Raw genomic sequence first — 22,526 nt, 5'->3', positions numbered from 1 at the left:
GTAAATAAACAAAAAGGCATCCTTTTTATTAGAAAAACATGAAAATAATATGAAGATGTCCGATATATAACATATCGTTTAAAAGGAGGAAAAACATGAAAAATGCACTAAAATGGTTGAAAAAACCATCGATTTCTAAGAGACTGATTATTTCATTTACTCTCGTTCTTGTCTTGCCAATTATTACACTCAGTACGATTTCATATCAGATTGCCAAAGAAGAATTAGATCATGAAATCATGTACGGAGCAAACACAAGAGTCAATGAACTGAATGATATGATCCAGCAAAAGCTTATGAATAAGGAAAACGCAGTAAAACTCTTTACTGAAACATCTACTGCTGCAGACTTTAAGAAGAACAACCAGGATGAACTGTATGAGCATTTCGAGATATACAGTAAAATCAATGAAGATGATGTGGTTGGATTTTATGCAGCAAGTAAAAAGCGTGATTTCATTCAGTTTCCTAAAGTAGACATGCCAAAAGGCTATGATCCAACAACGCGCGATTGGTATCAACTAGCTATGCAGGATGACAGTGGTAATCCAGTTGTTACCAACCCATACATCTCTGCTACAACAAATGGCATGGTTGTCACGATTGCCCAGCGTCTGAAGGACGGATCAGGAGCGATCGGAATTGACATTGATGTGCAAGACATTGTCGATAAAATAAAAGAGATTAAAATCGGACGTCAAGGATATCCAATTATTGCAAATAAAAACAAACAAATTGTGGCTCATCCAGAAGAAAAGTCAGGATCTAAGGTCACTGAAAATATTTCATCTATCCTTTACAGCGGAAAAGAAGGAACGTCAACTTATGAGAATAAAGGAGAACAAAAGCGTCTCGTTTTTGTGACAAATGATTTAACAGGTTGGAAAATTGCTGGAACGATGTTTGTATCAGAAACAGAAGAAGCAGCACAGCCAGTTTGGAATTCTGCCATTATTCTTTTAATTTCTTCTTTTATCCTTGGCGGTATTGCGATCTTCTTTATCGTTCGCTCCATCACAATTGGACTTCGAAAGCTTGTTGATTTCTCAGAAAAGGTGAGTGATGGTGATTTAACCGAAACCCTTGAAACCAAATCGAAGGATGAAATTGGAGATCTCACGAGAAGCTTTAGCAAAATGAGTGAATCCCTTCGTGACGTCATTCGAGCGGTACAGCAATCTGTCGACAATGTGGCTTCCGCTTCCGAGGAGCTGACGGCAAGTGCCAGCCAAACAAGTCAAGCAACCGAGCATATCACAATGTCGATTGAACAATTTTCAAACGGAAATGAAGCACAAAACGAGAAAGTCGAATCTAGTACGAATCAGCTTGTGGCAATGAATGAAGGATTACAAGGCATGTCACAAACGTCATCAGAAGTGGCTACTGTCTCACTTCAATCGACAGAGGCAGCTGGTCAAGGCGGTCGAATTGTTGAAAGCACAGCGAGCCAAATGAAACATATTGATACATCTGTACAAGAAGCAGAACAAGTCATGAAGCAATTAGAATATAAGTCTAAAGATATTACGAGCATTTTAAATGTCATTAACGGCATTGCAGATCAAACGAATCTTCTTGCGTTAAATGCAGCCATCGAAGCAGCTAGAGCAGGCGAATCAGGACGCGGCTTCTCTGTCGTGGCAGAAGAAGTGAGAAAACTAGCTGTCCAATCGGCAGACTCAGCGAAAGAAATAGAAAAACTCATTCAAGAAATTGTGTTAGAAATTGCTAAATCTCAAGATATGTTCAAAACGGTCAATCGAGAAGTACATGCAGGACTTGGTATGACAGAAGAAGCAAAAGAAAGCTTCCAGAACATTTATGAGGCGGCAGAAGGAATGTCGAAAAAACTGACGCAATTAAACGATACAGCCATTGATCTATCGAGCGGTTCGAAGCTAGTTTCACAAGCTATGCAGGAGATGCGCCAAGTCTCTAGAGAAAGTGCGGCGAACATTCAGGACATTGCGGCTTCTGCTGAAGAGCAACTTGCATCTATGGAAGAAATATCATCTTCTTCAGTGACACTATCTAATATGGCAGAGGAACTAAAAGAGCTCACAAGTCAATTTAAAATTGATTAAATAATGATGAAAAAATACCCAAAATTGTCTGGGTATTTTTTTTATATTTTAAACATCGTTTTCAGCCTGTAAAAATAAACCTTTCATCCGATAATAACTTTAGAGAAGTAAAGGGGGAAAGAGAAAATGGGGAAAATGATCCAATGGTTAAAAAAACCATCCATTTCAAAAAAATTAATTATGGCTTTTTTGGTAGTCCTTATCCTGCCAACCACTGCACTGACAATTAGTGCATTTTTTACATCAAAGACAGAGCTAGACAAACAGATTATGGGCAGTGCAATGAGTCAAGTCAATGCATTTGATACTTTAATCAATGAGAATATAGGAAATAAAGCAGATGCTGTGGCTCTGTTTACAGACTCACTCAAAGCGTCTAATCTCCAAGAAAAAAATAGAAATTCGACCATTAAAGAATTGCAGCAATTTGGAAAAATTAATGAAAAAGATGTTTCCGCTATCTATGCAGGCTCCGAAAAGGGATTGTTTATGCAATATCCTGTTCAAAAGATGCCTGATGGCTACGATCCGAGAGAGCGCCCATGGTATCAAGAAGCGCTCAATGCAGAAAACGGTAAACAAGTCATCACAAAACCATATGTAGCAGCCTCCACAGGCAAAATGGTCATCACCATTACTCAAAAAATGAAAGATGGTTCAGGTGTTATTGGACTTGATATGGAAATTGACACCCTGATTCAAAAGTTAAAAGAAATCAAAATTGGGCAAAAAGGTTATGCCTTCATCATGGAGAAAGATAAAACAGTTTTAGCAGATCCGACCCAAAAGCCAGGAAGTCAGGTCAATGAGAATCTAGCAAATATTATTTATAAAAACAAAGAAGGAAGCGGCAGCTACACACTCAAAGGAATAGATAAAAAGGTTGCGTATGTGACCAATGAATTAACCGGCTGGAAAATTGGTGGAACGATGCTCGTATCAGAAGTAGAAGATGCAGCAAAGCCCGTTTTCAATACAGCCATTATTGTGTTCAGTGTGACACTTATCGTAGCAGGTACCCTCATCTTCTTTATCGTCCGCTCTATATCTAAAAGATTATCCAACCTTGCCCGCTTCTCGAAAAAAGTCAGCGAAGGTGATTTGCGCGATAAGCTTCAGATCCAATCAGATGACGAAATTGGCCAAGTTGGGAAAGGCTTTAATACAATGATTGACTCATTAAGAACCCTCATTGGTGCCGTCCAAACCTCAGTCGAAAATGTCGCTTCTTCATCAGAAGAACTGACCGCCAGCGCAGGGCAAACAAGTAAAGCAACAGAGCATATTACACTAGCCATTGAACAATTTTCAAATGGAAATGAAAGTCAAAATGACAAAGTCGAATCCAGCTCAGAAGAGTTAGATGAAATGAACCGTGGCCTTCAGCACATGAATGAGTCGGCTGAATCCATTACTGCTTCATCGATCAAATCAACAGATATCGCAGGGGAAGGCGGACAGCTTGTCGAAAAAACCGCTTCTCAAATGAATGTCATTGATCAGTCCGTGAAAAAAGCAGAGAATGTCATCAGCGCTCTTGAAAGTAAATCAAAAGACATTACACAAATTCTAGGTGTCATCAATGGAATCGCCGACCAAACGAATCTACTTGCGCTAAATGCAGCAATTGAGGCAGCAAGAGCTGGGGAATCCGGCAGAGGCTTCTCCGTTGTAGCAGAAGAAGTAAGAAAACTGGCTGTTCAATCAGCCAATTCAGCGAAAGAAATCGAGAATTTGATTAAAGAGATCGTTCAAGACATCGATGTATCACAGGAAGTATTCACTGCGGTGAATCGAGAAGTTCAATCAGGCTTAAGCTTCACTGAACAAACAAGAGTCAGCTTCCACAATATTTTCGAAATGACAAAAGAAATTTCTGACCAGCTTCAAACAATGAATCAAACGGTTGTCCAGCTTTCAAATGGCTCTGCACATGTGTCAGAGGCTGTCCGTGAGATTGCAGACGTCTCACGTGAAAGCTCCGCAAACATTCAAGACATTGCGGCTTCAGCGGAAGAACAGCTGGCATCTATGGAAGAAATCAGCTCCTCCTCTGCTACGCTTTCATCAATGGCAGAAGAATTGCGTGATTTGATCAGCAAATTTAAAGTCGAATAGACATAATGAAGAGCCCTTCAGCTAGAGGGCTCTTTTTTAATTGAGTAAATCAAAAGAAATAGGTAATTTTACTTATTTTTATTTATATTCGAACATTAAGTCTTGAAAAATAATTCATATTACCTAAGAATAGAAGAGGAAGACCACAAATCATAATCCAAAAGGAGTATAGTCATGAAAAAAATCAACTTTTTTAAGCACTTTACAATGTCGAAGAAATTAATTACTGCATTCTTAGCGATTCTCCTAGTGCCAATTCTCGTATTGGCAGCATTTTCTTATGAAGTGGCATCAAAGTCTCTCAATGATGAGATTATGTCTAGTGCTGCAAATGGTGTTCAGCAATTAAACGAACTCATTAATAAAGATGTACAGCCTAAAATTGATATCGTTTCTTATTTATCGAAATCGGTGAAAAAGAGTGAATTGACTTCTAAAAACAAGGATTTACTCAAGGTGAAATTAGAGCAATTATCGGAAACAGATGAAGATGTAGTGGAAGTATTCATTGCAGATCAAAATGGTAAACTAACCGAATATTCCGAGATTCATAAAGGTAGTGCGGCGAGTGCAAAAAACGAACCGTGGTTTCAACAATCGATGGGAGATGAGAAACTCATCATTTCAGATCCTTTTGTCGACAAGTCATCAGATGACCTGCTCATCACAATATCAGAACAGTTAGCAGATGGTTCTGGTGTGATTGGAATCAATGTGCGCTTGAACACGATCGTGAAAGATACAAACAGTATCAAAATAGGCAAAGAAGGCTATGCGTTTGTCGCGACTCCAGATCAGCACTATGTTGCCCATAAAACAGACAAGCCTGGGGCGAAATTGACAGGTGATTTCATCACGAAATTGTATGATAAAAAACAAGGCAGTTTCAAATATGAATACAATGGACAGCCGAAGCAAATGTTCTTTGACACAAATGAAGCAACAGGCTGGAAGCTTGCTGGAACCATGTATGTGGACGAAGTCCATGAAGCTGCAAAACCAGTGCTCGACTTAACAATGATCATACTGGCAGTTGCGATTGCCATAGGCGGAATTGCGATTTATTTTATTATTAAATCGATCCGAAAGCCACTGATAGCACTCTCTGAATCGGCTGAGAAAATCAGTCAGGGTGATCTGACCCAGCACATTGAAGTTCGTACTCATGATGAAATCGGTAAGCTTGCGCAGAGCTTTAACGAGATGTCAGCTAAGCTGAAACAAGTCATTCAAGCTGTTCAGAATTCCATTGAAAATGTGGCCGCCTCTTCTGAAGAATTAACAGCAAGTGCGGGACAGACCGCTCAAGCGACTGAGCATATCACATCATCTATTGAACAGTTCTCAAACAGCAATGAACATCAAAATGATATGATCGAAAAAAGCTCAGTCCAGTTAAACGAAATGGATCGCAGCTTATCCCATATGGTCGATACGACCTCACATATGATGGAATCGTCGATTGATTCAAGCAAAACGGCTCAGGCTGGTGGAGAACTTGTTCAAAAAACAGCAGGGCAAATGCAAACCATCGAGCAGGCAGTGAAAGAAGCAGAGCTTGTTATTCAAGGCTTAGAGCAGAAATCAAAGGATATTACGAACATTCTGGGGGTCATTAACGGCATTGCCGACCAAACCAATCTCCTAGCTTTAAATGCTGCGATAGAAGCCGCTCGGGCAGGAGAAGCAGGTAGAGGTTTCTCTGTTGTTGCAGAAGAAGTTCGTAAGCTGGCAGAGCAATCCGGAAGCTCTTCAAAGGAAATTGAAAGCCTGACGAACGAGATTGTAGAGGAAATTGAAAAATCACAGAACATGTTTAAACAAGTAGCAGGTGAAGTACAATCTGGATTAAATATTACAGATGAAACGAAAATCAGCTTTGAGAAAATCACCGATAAAACATCAGAAATGACAGAACGAATGAAACAAATGAACGGAACGGCCAAAGAACTCTCGCATGGCTCAAATGATATTTCACATGCGGTGAATCAAATCAAAGAGCTTTCACGAGAAAGCTCCGCAGGCTTCCAAGATATCGCAGCATCCGCAGAAGAACAGTTGGCATCTATGGAAGAGATTAGCTCCTCCTCTGCTACGTTATCTCAGATGGCAGAAGAGCTAAGAGAGCTCATTAAACAATTTAAAATGTAAGAGTATAAGGAAGCACCTGACGTTTTGGCGTCAGGTGTTTTTCCATTCAATGCATATAATTTGGGTATTTTGGTCTTATTTAGACTTTAATAAGTTAAAAAAGTAAAGAACGTAGTAGTGCTTCCGATATATATACTATCTTACTAAAAGGAGTTTTCTTTTTTATGAAATTCATACAGTATTTCAGAAAGCCATCTATTTCAAAAAAGCTCGTATTCTCTTTCTTATTCATTCTTTTATGCCCAATCATTGTATTGGCATTCTCTTCATATCATACGGCGAGCACCTCCTTAAATGATCAAATCATGCAAAGTGCAAAGGAGAACGTCGAACAGCTAGATAAAAATATTACGAAGGTTGTGAAAGTGAAAACAGACGCAACCGATTTCTTTAGCAAATGGATCACGGAGAAAAAGCTTAAGCAAAAAGGCACGACAGATATTCAAGGGCGCTTTGAACAGTTCATGAGTATGAATGATGACACAGAAGGCATTTTTGTCGCTTCAAGTGATGGCAAAGTGTTTTCAAGATATCCTAACAAAAAAATGCCTGCTGACTATGTCGCAACGGAGCGGGATTGGTATAAAGACGGCTGGGCGAAAAACGGAGAGCTGTCTGTTTCAGCACCGTATCCAACAGCTTCCACAGGTACGCTTGTGGTCACCATCTCTAAAAAGTTAGAGGACGGATCAGGAGTCATTGCAATGAACCTAGACATTGCAAATCTAGTAAAAGAATCAAATAGCATAAATATCGGGAAACAAGGCTATGCCTTTATCGGAAGTCCGGATCGTACCTTTGTTGCCCATCCTACGAAAAAAGCTGGAACAAAATTATCTGGTGAATGGCTAGAAAAGCTTTATTCACAAGATGAAGGTTCTATGAGTTATATGTTTGAAGGAAAAGAAAAGCAAATGGAATTCACCACAAACAAAGCGACTGGCTGGAAAATTGTCGGTACGATGTTTGTGACAGAAGTAGAAGAAGCTGCACAGCCAGTCTTTAACATGGCCGCTATCATTTTAGCAGGCGCGCTCATCATTGGCGGGATTCTGATCTTCTTGATCATCCGTTCCATTACAAAACCACTATCTATACTTGTCTCTTCTTCAAAGAAAATCAGTGAGGGAGATTTAACAGAAAAAATTGATGTCCGGTCAAAAGATGAGATTGGACAGCTAGGCACAAGCTTTAATGAAATGAGTGAATCATTAAGAGATGTCATCCAAGCAGTACAAACATCTGTAGAAAACGTGGCTTCTTCATCTGAAGAACTGACAGCAAGCGCAGGTCAAACAACAAAAGCAACCGAACATATCACATCATCTATTGAAACATTCTCAAACGGAAACGAAAATCAAAGCGAAATGGTGGAGCAAAGTGCGGCTCATTTAAAACAAATGAATGAAGGTCTGAACGAAGTCGCAGAAACATCTAATGTCATCACAGCATCATCTATTCAATCAAGAACAGTCGCGGAATCAGGCGGACAGCTTGTGGAGCAAACCGTTGGCCAAATGAAGACGATCGACCATTCAGTGAAAGAAGCTGAAGGGGTGATCAACGGGCTAGAGCATAAATCAAAAGACATCACAAACATCCTAGGCGTGATTAACGGCATTGCGGATCAAACGAATTTACTTGCACTCAATGCTGCCATTGAAGCAGCACGTGCAGGTGAGTCAGGCAGAGGCTTCTCTGTTGTCGCAGAGGAAGTACGTAAACTTGCAGTTCAATCATCAGATTCAGCAAAAGAGATTGAAAAGCTTGTGAAAGAAATTGTATCTGAAATCGAAACATCTCAAAATATGTTCAAATCAGTGAATGAAGAAGTGAAGAATGGTCTTTCCATTACAGATCAAACGAAAGAAAGCTTCTCACAAATTAATCAGCAAACAGCGGAAATTGCTACAAGAATGAATGAAATGAATACAACAGTACGCGAGCTTTCAAAAGGATCTGAGCAAATTTCTAAAGCAGTGCATGAAATTGCAGATGTATCACGAGAGAGTTCAGCAAGCATCCAAGATATCGCTGCATCTGCTGAAGAGCAGCTTGCTTCTATGGAAGAGATTAGTTCTTCCTCTACGACTCTTTCCCAAATGGCGGAAGAATTACGTGATTTAATTAAAAAATTCAAGATCAGCGAATAAGATCAAGTGGTTCTCCTCAAGGGGAACCGCTTTTCTTTTTAAGAGGTCATCTCGTACAATAGAGGAAATCGAAAGAATAGGAGAGATGTTATGCGTTTATCAAATAAGAAGGTCATTGCGTTTGTCAGTGATGATTTTGAAGATTTAGAGCTATGGTATCCGGTTCTACGTTTAAGAGAAGAAGGGGCAACTGTGCATCTTGTAGGAGAAAAAGCAAATCATGAGTACACCGGGAAGTATGGTGTGCCGGCTGTATCTGATGCAGATTTTTATTCCATTCAAGCAGATGAATATGATGCTGTGCTTGTCCCAGGAGGATGGGCGCCAGATAAACTGCGCCGTTATCCAGAAGTGTTAAACATCGTTCGTTCATTTGATGAAAAGGCGAAACCAATCGGGCAAATTTGCCACGCTGGCTGGGTGCTGATTTCAGCAGGAATCCTGCACGGCAAAAAAGTGACAAGTACACCTGGTATTAAAGATGATATGACAAATGCTGGAGCGGACTGGTTTGATGAAGCAGTCGTCACAGATGGTCACCTCGTCTCGAGCAGACGTCCGCCGGACCTTCCTCCATATGTGAAAGCATTTGCGGATGTGTTAGCGGCAACATAAACAATGGATCCACAACAAAAAACAAAGGGCGAACTTGCACATCATGTTCGCCCTTTGTTTATCATTTCATGCCCATTCATTTTATCTATCGGCAGGAAACCTCACGCCCATTTGTTTTCTCGCCTCGTCCATGACGGACATGGTTTGAACAGATAAGGCAAATGTATTGACCGGAGACTGAATCATTCCTTCCTGAATACACTCAATAAAATGACAGATTTCATAATACATGGCTGGCTGATCATCTTTGAGAGAGATGTCGGTATGGTGTCCTTGCCGATCATGGATCGTGATATGCGAAGGACGGTGGAATTGATCAATCACCATCGTCGCATCCTCTCCTTGAATTTCCGCAGATAAATGAGACGTTGAAATTTTAGAATGAAAAAGGAGTGCTTGATGCCCGTCATATTGTAAAAGGACAGAGCCGCTCCCATCTACACCAGAAGAAAGCTTATAGCCTCTTGCGGTGATTTGATTCGGCAGACCAAATAAATAGACCACCGGGTAGACGAGATACACACCGATATCCATTAAAGAACCATTGGATAATTCAGGCTTAAAAGCATTTGGAATCTCGCCATTTCGGTAGGCATCGTATCTTGAGGAATATTTACAGTAATGAGCGACCACTTGCCGAATGGGTCCGAGCTGATCAAGATGCTGTTTGATTTGAAGGAAGTTGGGCAGAAATGTCGTTTTCATCGCTTCCATCAAACACACTTGATGTTTTTTCGCTGCAGCAATCATCTCTTCCACTTCTTTTCGGCGAGAGGCGAATGGTTTTTCGCATAAAACGTGCTTTTGGTGCTCCATCATCAACATGGCCTGCTCCTTATGAAGGGCATTTGGACTCGCAATATACACGGCATCAAACGCATCACTTTCTGCCATTTGATGTAAGTTCGTGAAAACTGTATCAATACCGTATTTTTCGGCAAATGCCTGGCCTTTTTCAGCGGACCGTGAATAGACGGCTGTACATGTAAAATCAGCTACTTCTTCACCGGCCTGTAAGAATCGATCTGTAATCCAGTTCGTTCCGATGACAGCAAATCGAATCATGTCGTTCCCTCCTTCTACTTTTCTCTGATTATACATCCTTTGAAAGCGTTTGTATGAAAGAACATTCTTTTTATTGAAAAGCGGATGAAACCTTTATATAGGCTGATGCGTCTTACATAAAGGATATAAATGTACGAAAAGGGGTAGTTTCTTCCTTCATTCGGGTAATACTCTGATAGAAGGGAGAGGAGGAAACGACCATGAAGCGCGTCCTGCATATAGGAAGTACATACGTCTTTGCGCTTTTATTCATAGCAGCCGGTATTTTTCATGTGATAGAGCCGAGCGGCTTTGCCCGTATGATGCCAGGCTGGCCATATCCATATGTAATGGTCTATGCGACGGCATGCTTAGAATGGCTGCTTGCTGTCTTGCTGCTTTTGCCAAATGTCAGGATCGCAGCAGCAAAAATCATTGCTGTCTATCTTGTCCTCATTTTCCCTGCAAACTTATTTGCTGCACGAGAGGGAATTCCATTTCCAGGTCAAGAAAGCACAGAGCAGTCTTTGCTATGGATAAGACTGATAGGACAGCCAATTCTGATTGTATGGGTGATGTCCATTGCAAAATGGGAAAAAAAGCTGAAACAATGACCACCATATCATGATCAGGTAGTGTACAATTTATTCATAAATAAGCCCGAGTTTGGAGGAACGATATGAATTCTATGCAAATGTGGAGCAGTCGATTTAGAAAATTTTTTCTTGATAACAAGTTTGTTCTCTTTTTACTCGTCCTGCTATTAATCGGATTGAATATCCTTGTTTTCATGAAAACATCCTTTATTTTCACACCGCTCATTGTACTCGTCAAAACCATTGCCTTACCGATTATTTTAACGGGGGTCGTGTATTATTTATTAAATCCGATTGTCAATTTGTTAGAGAAGTTTAGAGTCAAACGGATCTTTTCGATTTTGCTTTTATATATTGTCATTATTGGCATTATTACAGTGACGATCGTGTCTATTATTCCGTTTTTACAAGCGCAAATGATGAGTCTGTTTCATAATCTTCCGAAATATGTTGATACGGTAGAAGATCAGATTAGACAACTAACGGGAAGCAACTTCATTAATCAAGCGCAAAAAGCGATGAATTTTAACGTTTCTGAATTGGTGAGCAAAGCGTCAAGTCAAGCGACGAAAATTTTGGAAAGTACCTTTACCGGAGTGGGGACATTCTTAGGGGCGCTCACTGAAGTCATCATCTCGATCGTGACCGTTCCGTTCATTCTGTTTTATTTATTAAAAGACGGCAAAAAATTACCTGACTATTTCTTGAAATTTATTCCGAATAAGTTTAGAGAACATACACATATCGTGCTTCACGAAATGAACCATCGCCTGAGCTCTTATATTCTCGGACAGATCATTGTCAGCTTTTGTATAGGTGTTCTTCTTTTAATTGGTTATATGATCATTGGGTTAGACTATGCCTTTTTGTTAGCTATCATTGCGGCATGTACAAGTATTGTGCCTTACCTTGGTCCAACGATTGCCATTACACCAGCGATTGTGATTGCCCTTGTTACGTCACCAATTATGCTGCTCAAACTAATCATTGTCTGGACAGTTGTTCAGCTCATTGAAGGGAAATTTATCTCACCTCAGGTCATGGGGAAAAACCTTCATATCCATCCAATCACGATTATCTTTGTTCTCTTAACAGCAGGTAAATTGTTCAGCGTAGTCGGCATTATTGTTGCGATTCCGACATATGCCGTCCTGAAGGTCATCACGACCCACTTGTTTGATTGGTTCAAAATGCGATCCAATTTGTATAAAGAAGAAAAGGTTTAATGTCATAATCTTTTTTTGAAAAAAATATAGTATCATAAAGACGAGCTTTCGATGAAGGAAGCTTGTCTTTATGCGGACATAGATGGTTGCCTGTTCAAAAGATCAGAATTGAAAGGAAAGAAAATCATGAATCTATGGGATTTATTCGTGGCACTGGTTTTAGGAATTGTCGAAGGATTAACAGAGTATGCACCTGTCTCGTCTACAGGTCACATGATCATTGTCGATGATCTATGGTTAAAATCAAAGGAAATCATTACGCCAGAGGCGGCAAACACATTTAAAGTCGTGATTCAGTTAGGCTCTATTTTAGCTGTCATGATTGTGTTCAAGGATCGGATTTTGAACTTGTTAGGCTTAAAGAAAAATATTACTGAAGAACAAAAGCGCAGCGGGCATAAGCTGACCATTGCTCAAATTGCAGTAGGACTCGTCCCAGCCGTCATTTTAGGATTCTTATTTGAAGATTATATTGATAAATACTTGTTTGACGTGAGAACAGTTGCTGTCGGTTTGATTTTAGGCGCAGTGCTGATGCTTGTCGCTGACTGGATCAATAAACGTAAAACAGAAACAAGCTCTGTCGATAACATGACGTACAAACAGGCGCTTTATATCGGACTGTTTCAATGTTTGGCGTTATGGCCAGGCTTCTCTCGCTCAGGTTCAACAATCGCAGGTGGTGTTATTCTTGGTTTGAATCACCGTGCGGCAGCTGACTTTACATTTATTATGGCGATGCCGATTATGGCGGGCGCAAGCTTCTTAACACTTGTGAAAAACGCCGAATATTTAACAACAGACATGCTGCCATTCTTTATCGTCGGCTTTGTGAGTGCATTTGTTGTGGCTCTCTTTGTTGTTCGATTCTTCCTAAAACTGATCAATAAAATCAAGCTGGTGCCTTTTGCAATATACCGAATTATCCTAGGTGTGATTTTATTTATCCTATTCATGTAATGCTGAAAACTACTATTTAACTACTCTTTAAAAAGAGTAGTTTTTTTGTTATTCCAACTCTTTTAAACAGTAAAATCACCCTCTTAATTGGTAGAAAAAGAAGTTTTTTCATAAATTAGTGTTTAAGAGACAAGAGAAGGGGTAGTACATAAACATACCAATTAAAGGAGGAGTTAGAAATAATGAGAAAAACAAGCAAATTTTTTGTTAGTTCTGTGATCGCTACGTCAATGGTTGCTGCCCCTCTATCTCTTACGACTTTTGGTCAAACGGCTGAAGCTGCAACGACAACAGGTGTTGATGGAAGTGTCTCTATTGATCCAGTAGCCATTGCCGATAAAATTGAACAAGCAGTAAAATCATCTCAAAATCGTGATGGGTTCGTTAAAAATGCAGCTTACAGCGCCTTCTATGAAGCAGGTCAAAACTATAACGTCGTAGTCCAAAACTTAAGCCAAGACCATGACTTTAGCGGACTGAACAATGTGGTTTACTATGATAGTGTTGAATATGATGGTATTACGTTTGGTATTTGGGTATTCGAAGATGGGACGTTCGTCAATAATGGAGACGGTGGCTATATTAACTGGACATTTGTTGGTAGCTTTGACCGTGAGGAAGGAAGCGGCACTGTCGACTTCCATAAAAGATTCTAATCTTATTGTTAAAAGTCTGCCGATTCACCGGCAGACTTTTTTTATAACGCACATTCTTCTATGTCAAAACCTAAATCTTCAATGATATGATGATCCATTTGGACTTGCTGACCTTTTGTTGTCAAATAATCGCCTACGAAAATGGAATTTGCCGCATAAAGGGCAAGCGGCTGAAGCGTCCGTAAATTGAACTCTCTGCCTCCAGATACTCGAATTTCCTTGGTTGGATTGACAAACCTCATGAGTGCCAACACTTTCAATGCTTTGACCGGATGTGTTCGTTCTTGATGCTCAAGTGGTGTTCCTTCAATTGCATGAAGAAAGTTGACTGGAATAGAATCCGCATCAATGGCTCTGAGCGCAAAAGCCATTTCGACAATTTGCTGGTTGGTTTCACCCATTCCAATGATAACCCCTGAGCAAGGTGACATGCCCGACTGTTTGACCTCCTCAAGGGTCGACAAGCGGTCATGATATGTATGAGTTGTCGTAATGTGAGCATGATGATCTTGATGTGTATTGATATTGTGATTGTACCGATGAACCCCTGCTTCCTTCAGCCGCTTCGCTTTGTCTTCATTTAATAACCCAAGACATGCACACACCTTCAAAGGCATGGTCTCAGTGATCTCTTTTACTGCTGCCGTCACCTCGTCTAATTCTCTGTGAGAAGGTGCTCGGCCGCTCGCGACAATACAATAAGTCCCCGCTTTTCTCTTGAGCGCCTCACGCGCGCCAGCCACAATCGTTTTTTGATCAAGCATTGTATATCGTTCAACCGGTGCTTTAGAAATGATCGACTGTGAACAATAACCACAGTTTTCAGGACAATAACCGCTTTTTGCGTTAAAAATCATATTTAATTTCACCTTATTTTGAAAAAAATGAAATCGTACTTGATAGGCTGCATGCATGATAGATAATAATTCTCTATCGTCAGCTTCAAGAATATCTAGACCTTCTTGTAGCGTGATCCGTTCATTTTTCAGCGCTTTCTCTGCTATCGCTTCCCAAGACAAAGACATTGGTTTTCCCATCATAAGCTCCTCTCATTATGTTAACTTATTTTTATTAAAAGTTAACATAATGGATAGTCGTTGGCAAGCATTGGATAAATGAAGTCTACAAAAATACTTGAAGACACACAAAAAGGCGATGATCATGAAGTCATCGCCTTTTTATATGTAAAGCTTTATAGCTTATCGAACAGTAATATAGTTAATCACAAGCTCGCCTAGTGAATTATAGTAGGAAACTGTGACAGAACCACGTTGTACGGCACGAATCCAAGTGAAGTTCGGAGCTGTTTGATCTAATTGAATGGCATATGTTGCGCCTGACACAGAAATTTGACTTGCTGGAAGAGAGACGGCGATTGAAGAACCTACAGTAAGCGTACGGTTCACTGTAATCACTTTATTCATAATAGGAGCTTTTGCTATAACTGGTTCTTTTGGCTGTGCAGCTGCATGAGCCCCTTCAGTTTGAGAGAACGTAAGAGCACCTAAAGCAGCTAAAGACAGTGTACAAGCTTTCATTAATTTTTTCATCGGTAACACTCCTTTTTTTGGTATATACATATATTAATAATAATAGTATTATATGTCAATTAAATATGTGAAAAAAAGAGTATTTATGGTGAAATTTGTCACATATTATTCATGGGTCGTCTCTTTTTTCGGGGAAAAAGAGACATAAAAAAAAGCTGGGCGTATCCCAGCAATGTAAAGCTTTATGAAAAGAGATGATCAATCGTCGTCTCGCTGTTTTGGCTGACGGCCTTTTTGCTTCTCTTTTTCTTTAATGTAGTGAATAAAATCGATGGTTTGTCTTCGTGCTTCTTCGGAAAAATCGGAGGCAGCCTTAAATGCAATTTGCAAATCAGGATCGTCTGCAAGGTCGGCATCAATTCCGCCTTTGTCCTTACCTGTGAGAAGATAGTCCGTTGAGACCCCGTATAACTCGGCGATTTTCACAATCATTTCACCGTCGGGCTTTCTCAAGCCATATTCCCAATTTGCATAAGTGGACATCGCCTTTAATCCGAGTTTTTTAGCAACCGTTGACTTGCTCCATCCATGCTTCTCTCTTAATTCAGTTAAAATCTTTCCAGTCAAATTATCCATTGGAAACACCTTTTTTCATGTTATGAGTAAATTTTATCATGAATTACACGGTAAAGATAAATAATTACACAAAAAGAATAAAAAAATGATTGACTTACTCGTTTTGTGTATATTATCATAATGAATATAACTTACACATATTGAGTAAGAGGTGGAAAGATGAAACTTGAAAATTTACGAGAAGAACGCATTTTACAAGGAAAAACACAAACCTATATGGCGAAAAAGTTAGGGTATAAGTACACGAGCGGCTATGCAAATATAGAAATGGGCAGAACGAAGACCAGCTTAGAAATAGCAAAGCATATTGCAGATTTGCTAAATAGGGGTGTTCAAGAGCTTTTTTTTGATCAAAAGTTACACAAAATGAGTAATTCTTTAAAGGAAAAGCACTTCTTTGAAAAGGAGAGACAAACAAAATGAATATTGAACATCCAATGGTAGCGCAGATGAATGACTTTGGATATCCAAAAAGCTACTGGTCATATGACATGACACGTTATGGGTATCAAGCAGAGATTGAGGAAAGTCTGGAGGGATTTGAAGAAGATGAAACATCAGATGACGTTTGATGCCAGAAAGGAAGCGCAGCTTTGTTTAGTCCAAGCTGGCGGCTGGATGACCTTTCATCATCAGAAACCGGTGTTTGTTTTTTCCACATCAGAAGACAAGCAAACATACATGACCCTCTTGGCGGAAAAGGTCGCTGAAGCAAAAAAGGAGGAATCAAGACGACATGAAACGATGGAAGAAAATCATGGTAATCCTCAAATGCTTGCTCAAAGCGAGTAAAAACGAACAAAACATCCGTCAGTGGGAAAAGGATGACGGGAGATCATAACATGGTCATCCATTTCATTATTGAGGCAGAGTTTTTGTTAACAAAAGATACATTGATAAAAAGAATACGAGCAGCAGCAAAAGCGCAATGCCCGCATAAAATAAAAGACGCACTATCACTCGAGATTCGTTTATTTGACGACATGCCGCTTGACATAGCTGACTGTCAAATCAAGCGTACATATGCAGAAAAAGGTTTGATACGTCCAGTGAACGTCAGCATCTTTCAGCCCCGACTACACCATATTCAAGAAGCACTTCATTCTATTGCGGATAGGGCCCCTCTACAGATTGTCGATTTAAGAGTTTCCCAGTTTTATAGTATGCGTCCAAGAATTGAAATCATTTTAAATACGATAGGTGATGGCACGAAGTCCTCACCAATTAAGGAGACAAGCATATGAACGAGCCAAAACAATTATTCATTCAAGAAAACCAGACATTTGTCGGTGAGATGGAAACAGGAAAAATTCAAGTCATCGTGTTAGATGGGAATGTAGGAACAGCTTATCAGATAGATGTACCTGAACATGGAAAAACCATTATCCAAACGGCAAAAGGTCATTTTGCAAGAGTAGACCACGAGATTGGTTTTAAAATCAGCTAGATCACTGAACAGATCACAACATCATACGTCCAAGACGGAAAGCCTGCGGACACTGATCAAGACCCTATGAAAAGGGGACTGATTGGTGTCCGTTTTTTATTTTCTTAAAAAAGGGAGAGAGCCAATATGCAAGATTTACTTATCGAATACAAACGAGCATTAAAGGATGCTAGAAAAAGATATGAACCATATAGAGAAAAAGAAGACAAACAGCTGTCAGATCAAGAGAAGCATGATAAAAAAATTATCGCTAGTATGGTCAGCGATCTCGAATACGTCGTGGAATGGCTTCAAATTGGCAGACAGCCAGGCGCACGCAGAGGATTAGACAGACGTTCAGTCTATCAGCGCACCATTCTAGCAAATCCAGAAGTGTTAGAGGCTTTATCACATGAATATACACTCATCCAAGAAAATGAAAAAGAAGTCAGTGAGCGGGACAAGAAACGAATTGACGAAGCCTTGTCCGTTTTAACGGATCGAGAAAAGGACGTATTCTTCATGCACACAACACAAGGATTATCGTTTAGCGAGATTGCGATTATGCTGGATGTGAAAAAAGGAACTGTCCAAAAACATATGGAGAGAGCTCGGACAAAGATGTCCAAAAAAGTACAAGAACGCCTATTCGAAGCAGCTGAATAGGCGTTTTTTCTTTTACAAAATAAATGGAGCAACACTTGTCTTACAGTTGCCACCTATAGTTAGAAAGACCAAACGGATGTTTGCTAGCCCTACACAAATGATTCCTTCACAGAAAATCGTTCGAATTAAAAGGAGGCGGCAGGTGAATGTAAATGAAAGATAAACGGATAGAAGCCAAGCAAGATTATATGAAAGGGATGACGTACCAGCAAATTGCTGATCATTACAATGTCTCGATCCATACCGTGAAATCATGGAAAAGACGATACGGATGGCAAAGGCAAAAAGGTTCGTCAAAGCAGGCACACTCGATCTTCAATCAGTTTCTTTCAGATGAAACAATTGAAATCATGGAGAAAATGAGCGGGCGTACATCGCTTGATTTAATCTGGGATCAAATTCAAATTCAATATGCTGCCATTATTCGGGCGCAGCGCATCATGTATGTGTCAGATCAAGATGACATGATCAAAGAGCTGAAAAAGGCGGCATACATGCCTTCTTCATTAGAAGAAACAGTAGAAGGCATTCAGCCAGAACAAGAAATCAGCACAGAAGAATATTCGTTTCAATTTTCATGGGATCGGCATGCCACCTTTTTAAATGCCCAATCCCGTGCAATGGGAGAGCTCAGGCGTCTCATTAAACAGTTTGAAGAGCTTGCACATGCGAAGGATGAACGAAGATTAAGGCTAAAGCAAATTGAACTGACCATCGAAAAAACAAAAAAAGCAGTGCGCGAAGAAAAAGAGGAAGATCTTCACATCATGATCAAGCGAAAAGAGGATAACTCATGACGTCATTGATTGAAAAAGAAGTCAATCCTCACTTTGAACATTTTCTATTCGATTGGAATCAAAAGTTTCAATTTTTAGTAGGCGGCTACGGCTCCTCGAAAAGCTATCACATTGCGTTAAAACTCATTTTAAAGCTGCTGGAAGAAAAACGGACAGCACTTGTCATTCGAGAAGTATATGATACGCACCGCGAATCAACCTTTTCTCTCTTACAAGAGATCGTCAGCGATCTTGGCATCGATCATGTGGTGAAGTGCCGCAGTTCGCCGCTTGCCTTGACGTTTCGAAATGGCAGCAGCATCTTATTCAAAGGGCTGGACAAGCCTGAGAAATTGAAATCGATTAACAACATCTCGATGATTTGGATTGAGGAGTGTTCAGAGGTTTCTTATGAAGGCTTTAAAGAGCTGCTTGGAAGATTGAGGCATCCGTCCTTACCGCTTTATATGATGTTATCGACCAATCCTGTTGGTCAAGATAATTGGACGTACAGACATTTCTTTCGAGATGAACAGCTGAAGCGATTTGTCCTAGATGACGAAACCTTATACAAAAAACGCACCGTTGTGATCAAGGATACGTACTATCATCACTCCACAGCGGAAGATAACCTATTTCTCCCTAAAAGCTATGTGAAACAGCTGGATGAGCTGAAAGAATACGACCCAGACCTCTATCGAATTGCGAGGAAGGGCTATTTCGGCATCAACGGCACAAAGGTTTTTCCTCAATTTGAGGTGAGAAGTCATTCTGATGTATTAGAAGCCATTCAGCAGATTGACCGGCCGCTAAAACGAGCAGGCATGGATTTTGGATTTGTTGAATCATACAATGCGCTCATTCGATTAGCCGTCGACCATGAAAAAAAGTACTTATATATTTACTGGGAATATTACGACCGCGGGAAAACAGATGATGAAACAGCTGTTGACCTAAAAGAGTTCATTGAATCAAAGGAACTCATCAAAGCCGATGCAGCCGAGCCTAAAACCATTCACTATTTTCGGCAGCGTGGATTTCAAATGGTGGCAGCACATAAGTTCCAAGGCTCTCGTTTGCAGTATACGAAAAAGATCAAACGGTTTAAAAAAATCATTTGCTCTGATGCTTGTCCGTACACAATCTATGAACTTCAATCACTGACCTATAAGGCAGATAAGGATGGACGTTTAGAGGAAGATACATTTCAAATCGATCCGCACACATTATCAGCGATCTGGTATGCGCTGGATGATTATGAAGTGACGGATTTGAAACAGACCGCCTCAGAGCGTGTCCGTCCAAACAGAGAGAGGAGGTCCATACAATGAAACAATTGAAAGCAACGATTATGAAGGCAAACATGTCTGATCATACAAAACAAATGTATGCAGATGAATTTTCCTATGAAAAAGATGACATTGTTCCCCCTCCTTACAACATCAATGAATTAAAAAGCATGGCAGAATATTCAACCATTCTTCAGCAATGTATTGATGCGTACAAAACGAATATTTTAGGCTTTGGATTTGGGGTGGAATACGCCTTTGACTTTAATGCAGAAGGTGTAAAACCGGCAAAAAAGAAAGCCGCAGAAAAGGAATGGACAAGACTTGAAGAGTTTACGAAGTACATGAACTATGATGAGTCCGCTGATGTGATTCTTGGCTATGTCCTCGAAGACCGAGAGAAAACGGGCAATGGTTTTTTAGAGGTGCTGAGAGATGGACAAGGAAAGCCGGCCGGAATCGAGTATTTAGATGCGCTTCATATCCGCATTTGCAAGCTTAGTGAGCCAGTCGACGTCGAATTCAGGTACACCGAAAATGGCGAAATGAAGACAATGAATCGAAAGAAACGATTCCGTAAATATGTACAGGTAATCAACGAAAAGAAAGTCTTCTTCAAGGAGTATGGTGATCCGCGCATTTTGCACTGTGAAACAGGCAAGTACGATGACACTACACCAGAGCCGCTTCGCGCAACAGAAGTGATTCATTTTAAAATTGGCAGTGGAACGTATGGGATTCCCCGCTGGATTGGCAACATCGTCAATATGTACGGAGCACGCAAGGCAGAGGAGCTGAACTATCTTTATTTTAAACAAGGGCGGCATGTACCAGGTGCCATCATTGTCGAAAATGGCATGCTGTCAGAATCCTCTTATCAGCAGCTTCAAGATTATATGGACGATATTGAAGGATCTGATCATGCACATAAATTTCTATTGCTTGAAGTTGAAGGTCTGCCGACAGAAAAAGGGTTAACGGGAGAAGAAGATGTCTCAAATGTCAAAGTAAACTTCAAATCTCTAGCTGAGATCCTGCAAGAAGATGCGCTTTTTTTAGAATACGATGAAAAAACAAGAAACAAAATCCGCTCTGCGTTTCGCCTTCCGCCAATTTACACAGGTGAGTCTCAAGACTATAACAAAGCGACAGCAGATACAGCGCGTAAAACAACAGAAGAGCAAGTATTTCAGCCGGAACGTCATCTCATCACAGGAAAACTCAATACTCTTTTCCTGCCGGATCTTGAAATTTGGCATGTCCGTTTTCTATTAAATGGTCCTGATTTTAGAGACCCATTAGAGATTGCCAAGGTACTGACACCATTTATTCAGGCGGGAGCAGTGTCACCAAACGATTTGCGCGATCTAGCAGGAAGAATTCTCGGAAAAACGCTAGAGGAATGGCCTGAGGAACTGTATCACCGCCCTTTAGAAAGCCGCATGAAATCAGCTGAAGAAAAGCCTCAACCAGAGCCGGACCAGCTGACGAAATAAACAGAAGCGAGTGCGCTTTTTTGAAAGGGGGTGAACATATGCCAAGAGAACTAAAAAACGCTAAAATTACGCATGTTTCCTACGTGGACAAAGCAGCGAACAAGAAGAAATTCTTTCTGATGAAAGCAAAGAAAAAGCGGCCTGACTTTCAAAAGGAGGTCAGTGTCCTGACAAAGGCAGAAGATGCTCATCGCCTCGTGTACGGAGTCGTGTATGAGCCGAATACGCCTGATGCACATCAAGACTTTATGACAGCCAAGGAAATTGAAAGAGCGGCACACGGCTTTATGAAGGATGCCCGTCATATTGACAAGCAGCATGATTTTCAGGATGGTGTTGGCGAAGTGGTTGAATCATATATTGCTCCGGCTGATGTTGAAGTGGGAGGGGAGCTGATTCGCAAAGGATCTTGGGTGCTTGTGACAAAGGCTTCCCAAGAGATTTGGGATCAAATTCAGAAAGGCCACATTACAGGCTATTCAATGGCTGGAACGGCGGACATCGTCGCCATAGAAGAACAAGATCAGCTTCTATCTCAAGATACAAATGAGAGAGGGCTTTTTTCTTTGCTGAAAAATTTCTTTTTAAAAGAGGAAGGTGCAAACATGTCACAACCATTTTGGAACGTTTTAGACCATCTGCTGGAAACCTTACAGTCAAGTGATGGTGATGAGGCGGAAGTAAGAGCTGCCTTAGAACAGCTCATTCCAATCATGCAGGACATCCTGAAGACAGAGGATGTACTTCAAACGATTGGTGAAAGGCCAGCAGACGTACAAAAAGAAGAGGCCGCTTTGACGACGGATCAAGTACGAGAGCTCGAAAAAGCAAAAAAGGCCATCGAAAACGTCTTGCAGCAGGCTGAACAGCAGGAAACAGAACAAACAGGGGAAGAACCTGTCCAAAAAGTGCTCGAACAAGTCGTTGCACCGATTCGTCATCAGCTCTCTTCCTTAGAGAAATCAGCTAGCAGAGAAAAAGCAGCAATGCAGGAAGTGCTTCAGCAGCAGCTTTTGCCTATTTCAGAGCGGATTCACATGCTTGAAAAGGCAAGGGGCATATCAAAACAAACAATCCATGATACACAAAACGACACGACAAAACCCATATGGGATGGCTTACTATAAGCCGAAATAAGGAG

At 40.5% G+C, this 22,526-nt stretch carries 23 protein-coding genes; 19 read left to right on the top strand and 4 right to left on the bottom strand.

All coding sequences use genetic code 11. The annotated features are described in order from the left end of the window. The first annotated feature begins 95 nt into the window (after window positions 1-95). The 5 genes from MKY83_RS15070 (at window position 96) to MKY83_RS15050 (ending at window position 9,124) form a co-directional block, all read left to right on the top strand. A complete protein-coding gene (locus MKY83_RS15070) occupies window positions 96-2,087 on the top strand; it encodes a methyl-accepting chemotaxis protein (protein WP_106067623.1) in 1,992 nt (663 codons plus the stop codon). 126 nt (window positions 2,088-2,213) lie between these two features. Beyond that, a complete protein-coding gene (locus MKY83_RS15065; RefSeq protein ID WP_065099055.1) occupies window positions 2,214-4,205 on the top strand; it encodes a methyl-accepting chemotaxis protein in 1,992 nt (663 codons plus the stop codon). 174 nt (window positions 4,206-4,379) lie between these two features. Continuing rightward, window positions 4,380-6,356 carry a methyl-accepting chemotaxis protein gene (locus MKY83_RS15060; protein WP_342487445.1) on the top strand — a complete coding sequence of 659 codons (1,977 nt, stop codon included), beginning with the start codon at window positions 4,380-4,382 and terminating at the stop codon, window positions 6,354-6,356. Window positions 6,357-6,520: 164 nt separating this feature from the next. Continuing rightward, window positions 6,521-8,509, top strand: coding sequence for a methyl-accepting chemotaxis protein (locus MKY83_RS15055; protein WP_342487444.1), 1,989 nt, complete (start codon window positions 6,521-6,523; stop codon window positions 8,507-8,509). 90 nt (window positions 8,510-8,599) lie between these two features. Next, window positions 8,600-9,124, top strand: a complete 525-nt coding sequence (locus MKY83_RS15050) for a type 1 glutamine amidotransferase domain-containing protein (RefSeq protein ID WP_044140784.1) — start codon at window positions 8,600-8,602, stop codon at window positions 9,122-9,124. An 81-nt stretch (window positions 9,125-9,205) separates the two neighbouring features. On the opposite strand, the gene MKY83_RS15045 is transcribed toward MKY83_RS15050, so the two are convergent. Continuing rightward, a complete protein-coding gene (locus MKY83_RS15045) occupies window positions 9,206-10,189 on the bottom strand; it encodes a Gfo/Idh/MocA family oxidoreductase (protein ID WP_268508378.1) in 984 nt (327 codons plus the stop codon). Between the two features lie 200 nt (window positions 10,190-10,389). Between MKY83_RS15045 and MKY83_RS15040 the strand changes: the two genes are divergently transcribed. The 4 genes from MKY83_RS15040 to MKY83_RS15025 all read left to right on the top strand — a co-directional run bounded on the left by MKY83_RS15040 (window position 10,390) and on the right by MKY83_RS15025 (window position 13,606). Beyond that, window positions 10,390-10,782, top strand: coding sequence for a DoxX family protein (locus MKY83_RS15040; RefSeq protein WP_065099051.1), 393 nt, complete (start codon window positions 10,390-10,392; stop codon window positions 10,780-10,782). A 65-nt stretch (window positions 10,783-10,847) separates the two neighbouring features. Next, complete coding sequence (locus MKY83_RS15035; protein WP_003213553.1) at window positions 10,848-11,990, top strand: AI-2E family transporter; 1,143 nt, start codon at window positions 10,848-10,850, stop codon at window positions 11,988-11,990. A 126-nt stretch (window positions 11,991-12,116) separates the two neighbouring features. After that, window positions 12,117-12,950, top strand: coding sequence for an undecaprenyl-diphosphate phosphatase (locus MKY83_RS15030; RefSeq protein ID WP_034660680.1), 834 nt, complete (start codon window positions 12,117-12,119; stop codon window positions 12,948-12,950). Window positions 12,951-13,132: 182 nt separating this feature from the next. Beyond that, window positions 13,133-13,606 carry a hypothetical protein gene (locus tag MKY83_RS15025; protein ID WP_003212767.1) on the top strand — a complete coding sequence of 158 codons (474 nt, stop codon included), beginning with the start codon at window positions 13,133-13,135 and terminating at the stop codon, window positions 13,604-13,606. A 41-nt stretch (window positions 13,607-13,647) separates the two neighbouring features. Here MKY83_RS15025 and bioB read toward each other — a convergent pair whose 3' ends face one another. The 3 genes from bioB to MKY83_RS15010 form a co-directional block, all read right to left on the bottom strand. Continuing rightward, entirely contained in the window at window positions 13,648-14,643 is a 996-nt protein-coding gene (gene bioB, locus MKY83_RS15020; RefSeq protein WP_065099049.1) for a biotin synthase BioB, read from the bottom strand. 162 nt (window positions 14,644-14,805) lie between these two features. Then, a complete protein-coding gene (locus MKY83_RS15015; RefSeq protein ID WP_106029242.1) occupies window positions 14,806-15,156 on the bottom strand; it encodes a hypothetical protein in 351 nt (116 codons plus the stop codon). Between the two features lie 198 nt (window positions 15,157-15,354). Beyond that, the gene (locus MKY83_RS15010) at window positions 15,355-15,732 is read right to left on the bottom strand and encodes a helix-turn-helix transcriptional regulator (RefSeq protein ID WP_044140780.1); all 378 of its coding nucleotides are present in this window, start codon (window positions 15,730-15,732) and stop codon (window positions 15,355-15,357) included. 159 nt (window positions 15,733-15,891) lie between these two features. Between MKY83_RS15010 and MKY83_RS15005 the strand changes: the two genes are divergently transcribed. The 10 genes from MKY83_RS15005 to MKY83_RS14960 all read left to right on the top strand — a co-directional run bounded on the left by MKY83_RS15005 (window position 15,892) and on the right by MKY83_RS14960 (window position 22,512). Further along, window positions 15,892-16,155, top strand: coding sequence for a helix-turn-helix transcriptional regulator (locus MKY83_RS15005; protein WP_126741598.1), 264 nt, complete (start codon window positions 15,892-15,894; stop codon window positions 16,153-16,155). Beyond that, the gene (locus MKY83_RS15000) at window positions 16,152-16,304 is read left to right on the top strand and encodes a hypothetical protein (RefSeq protein WP_165840216.1); all 153 of its coding nucleotides are present in this window, start codon (window positions 16,152-16,154) and stop codon (window positions 16,302-16,304) included. The genes MKY83_RS15005 and MKY83_RS15000 overlap by 4 nt, the downstream gene beginning before the upstream one ends. Then, on the top strand, window positions 16,282-16,524 hold the full coding sequence (locus MKY83_RS14995; RefSeq protein WP_065099047.1) for a hypothetical protein: 243 nt from the start codon (window positions 16,282-16,284) through the stop codon (window positions 16,522-16,524). Before MKY83_RS15000 ends, MKY83_RS14995 begins: the two co-directional genes overlap by 23 nt. A 50-nt stretch (window positions 16,525-16,574) precedes the next feature. Next, a complete protein-coding gene (locus tag MKY83_RS14990) occupies window positions 16,575-16,976 on the top strand; it encodes a hypothetical protein (RefSeq protein WP_044140778.1) in 402 nt (133 codons plus the stop codon). Beyond that, on the top strand, window positions 16,973-17,179 hold the full coding sequence (locus tag MKY83_RS14985; protein WP_012011053.1) for an XtrA/YqaO family protein: 207 nt from the start codon (window positions 16,973-16,975) through the stop codon (window positions 17,177-17,179). The genes MKY83_RS14990 and MKY83_RS14985 overlap by 4 nt, the downstream gene beginning before the upstream one ends. Before the next feature lie 126 nt (window positions 17,180-17,305). Next, window positions 17,306-17,824 carry a sigma-70 family RNA polymerase sigma factor gene (locus MKY83_RS14980; protein ID WP_044140776.1) on the top strand — a complete coding sequence of 173 codons (519 nt, stop codon included), beginning with the start codon at window positions 17,306-17,308 and terminating at the stop codon, window positions 17,822-17,824. 152 nt (window positions 17,825-17,976) lie between these two features. Further along, window positions 17,977-18,621, top strand: a complete 645-nt coding sequence (terS, locus tag MKY83_RS14975) for a phage terminase small subunit (RefSeq protein ID WP_044140775.1) — start codon at window positions 17,977-17,979, stop codon at window positions 18,619-18,621. Window positions 18,622-18,629: 8 nt separating this feature from the next. Beyond that, window positions 18,630-19,931 (top strand): PBSX family phage terminase large subunit, encoded by a 1,302-nt coding sequence (locus MKY83_RS14970; protein WP_268507048.1) that lies wholly within the window; start codon window positions 18,630-18,632, stop codon window positions 19,929-19,931. Then, complete coding sequence (locus MKY83_RS14965) at window positions 19,928-21,385, top strand: phage portal protein (RefSeq protein WP_065099045.1); 1,458 nt, start codon at window positions 19,928-19,930, stop codon at window positions 21,383-21,385. The genes MKY83_RS14970 and MKY83_RS14965 overlap by 4 nt, the downstream gene beginning before the upstream one ends. 38 nt (window positions 21,386-21,423) lie before the next feature. Further along, window positions 21,424-22,512 carry an XkdF-like putative serine protease domain-containing protein gene (locus MKY83_RS14960; RefSeq protein WP_065099044.1) on the top strand — a complete coding sequence of 363 codons (1,089 nt, stop codon included), beginning with the start codon at window positions 21,424-21,426 and terminating at the stop codon, window positions 22,510-22,512. The last annotated feature ends 14 nt before the right edge of the window (window positions 22,513-22,526 follow it).

This window comes from Bacillus sp. FSL M8-0266, assembly GCF_038613425.1.
Lineage (GTDB): Bacteria > Bacillota > Bacilli > Bacillales > Bacillaceae > Bacillus > Bacillus pumilus.
Note: the sequence above shows the minus strand (reverse complement) of the source record. Positions and strands in the feature narration are given on the sequence as shown.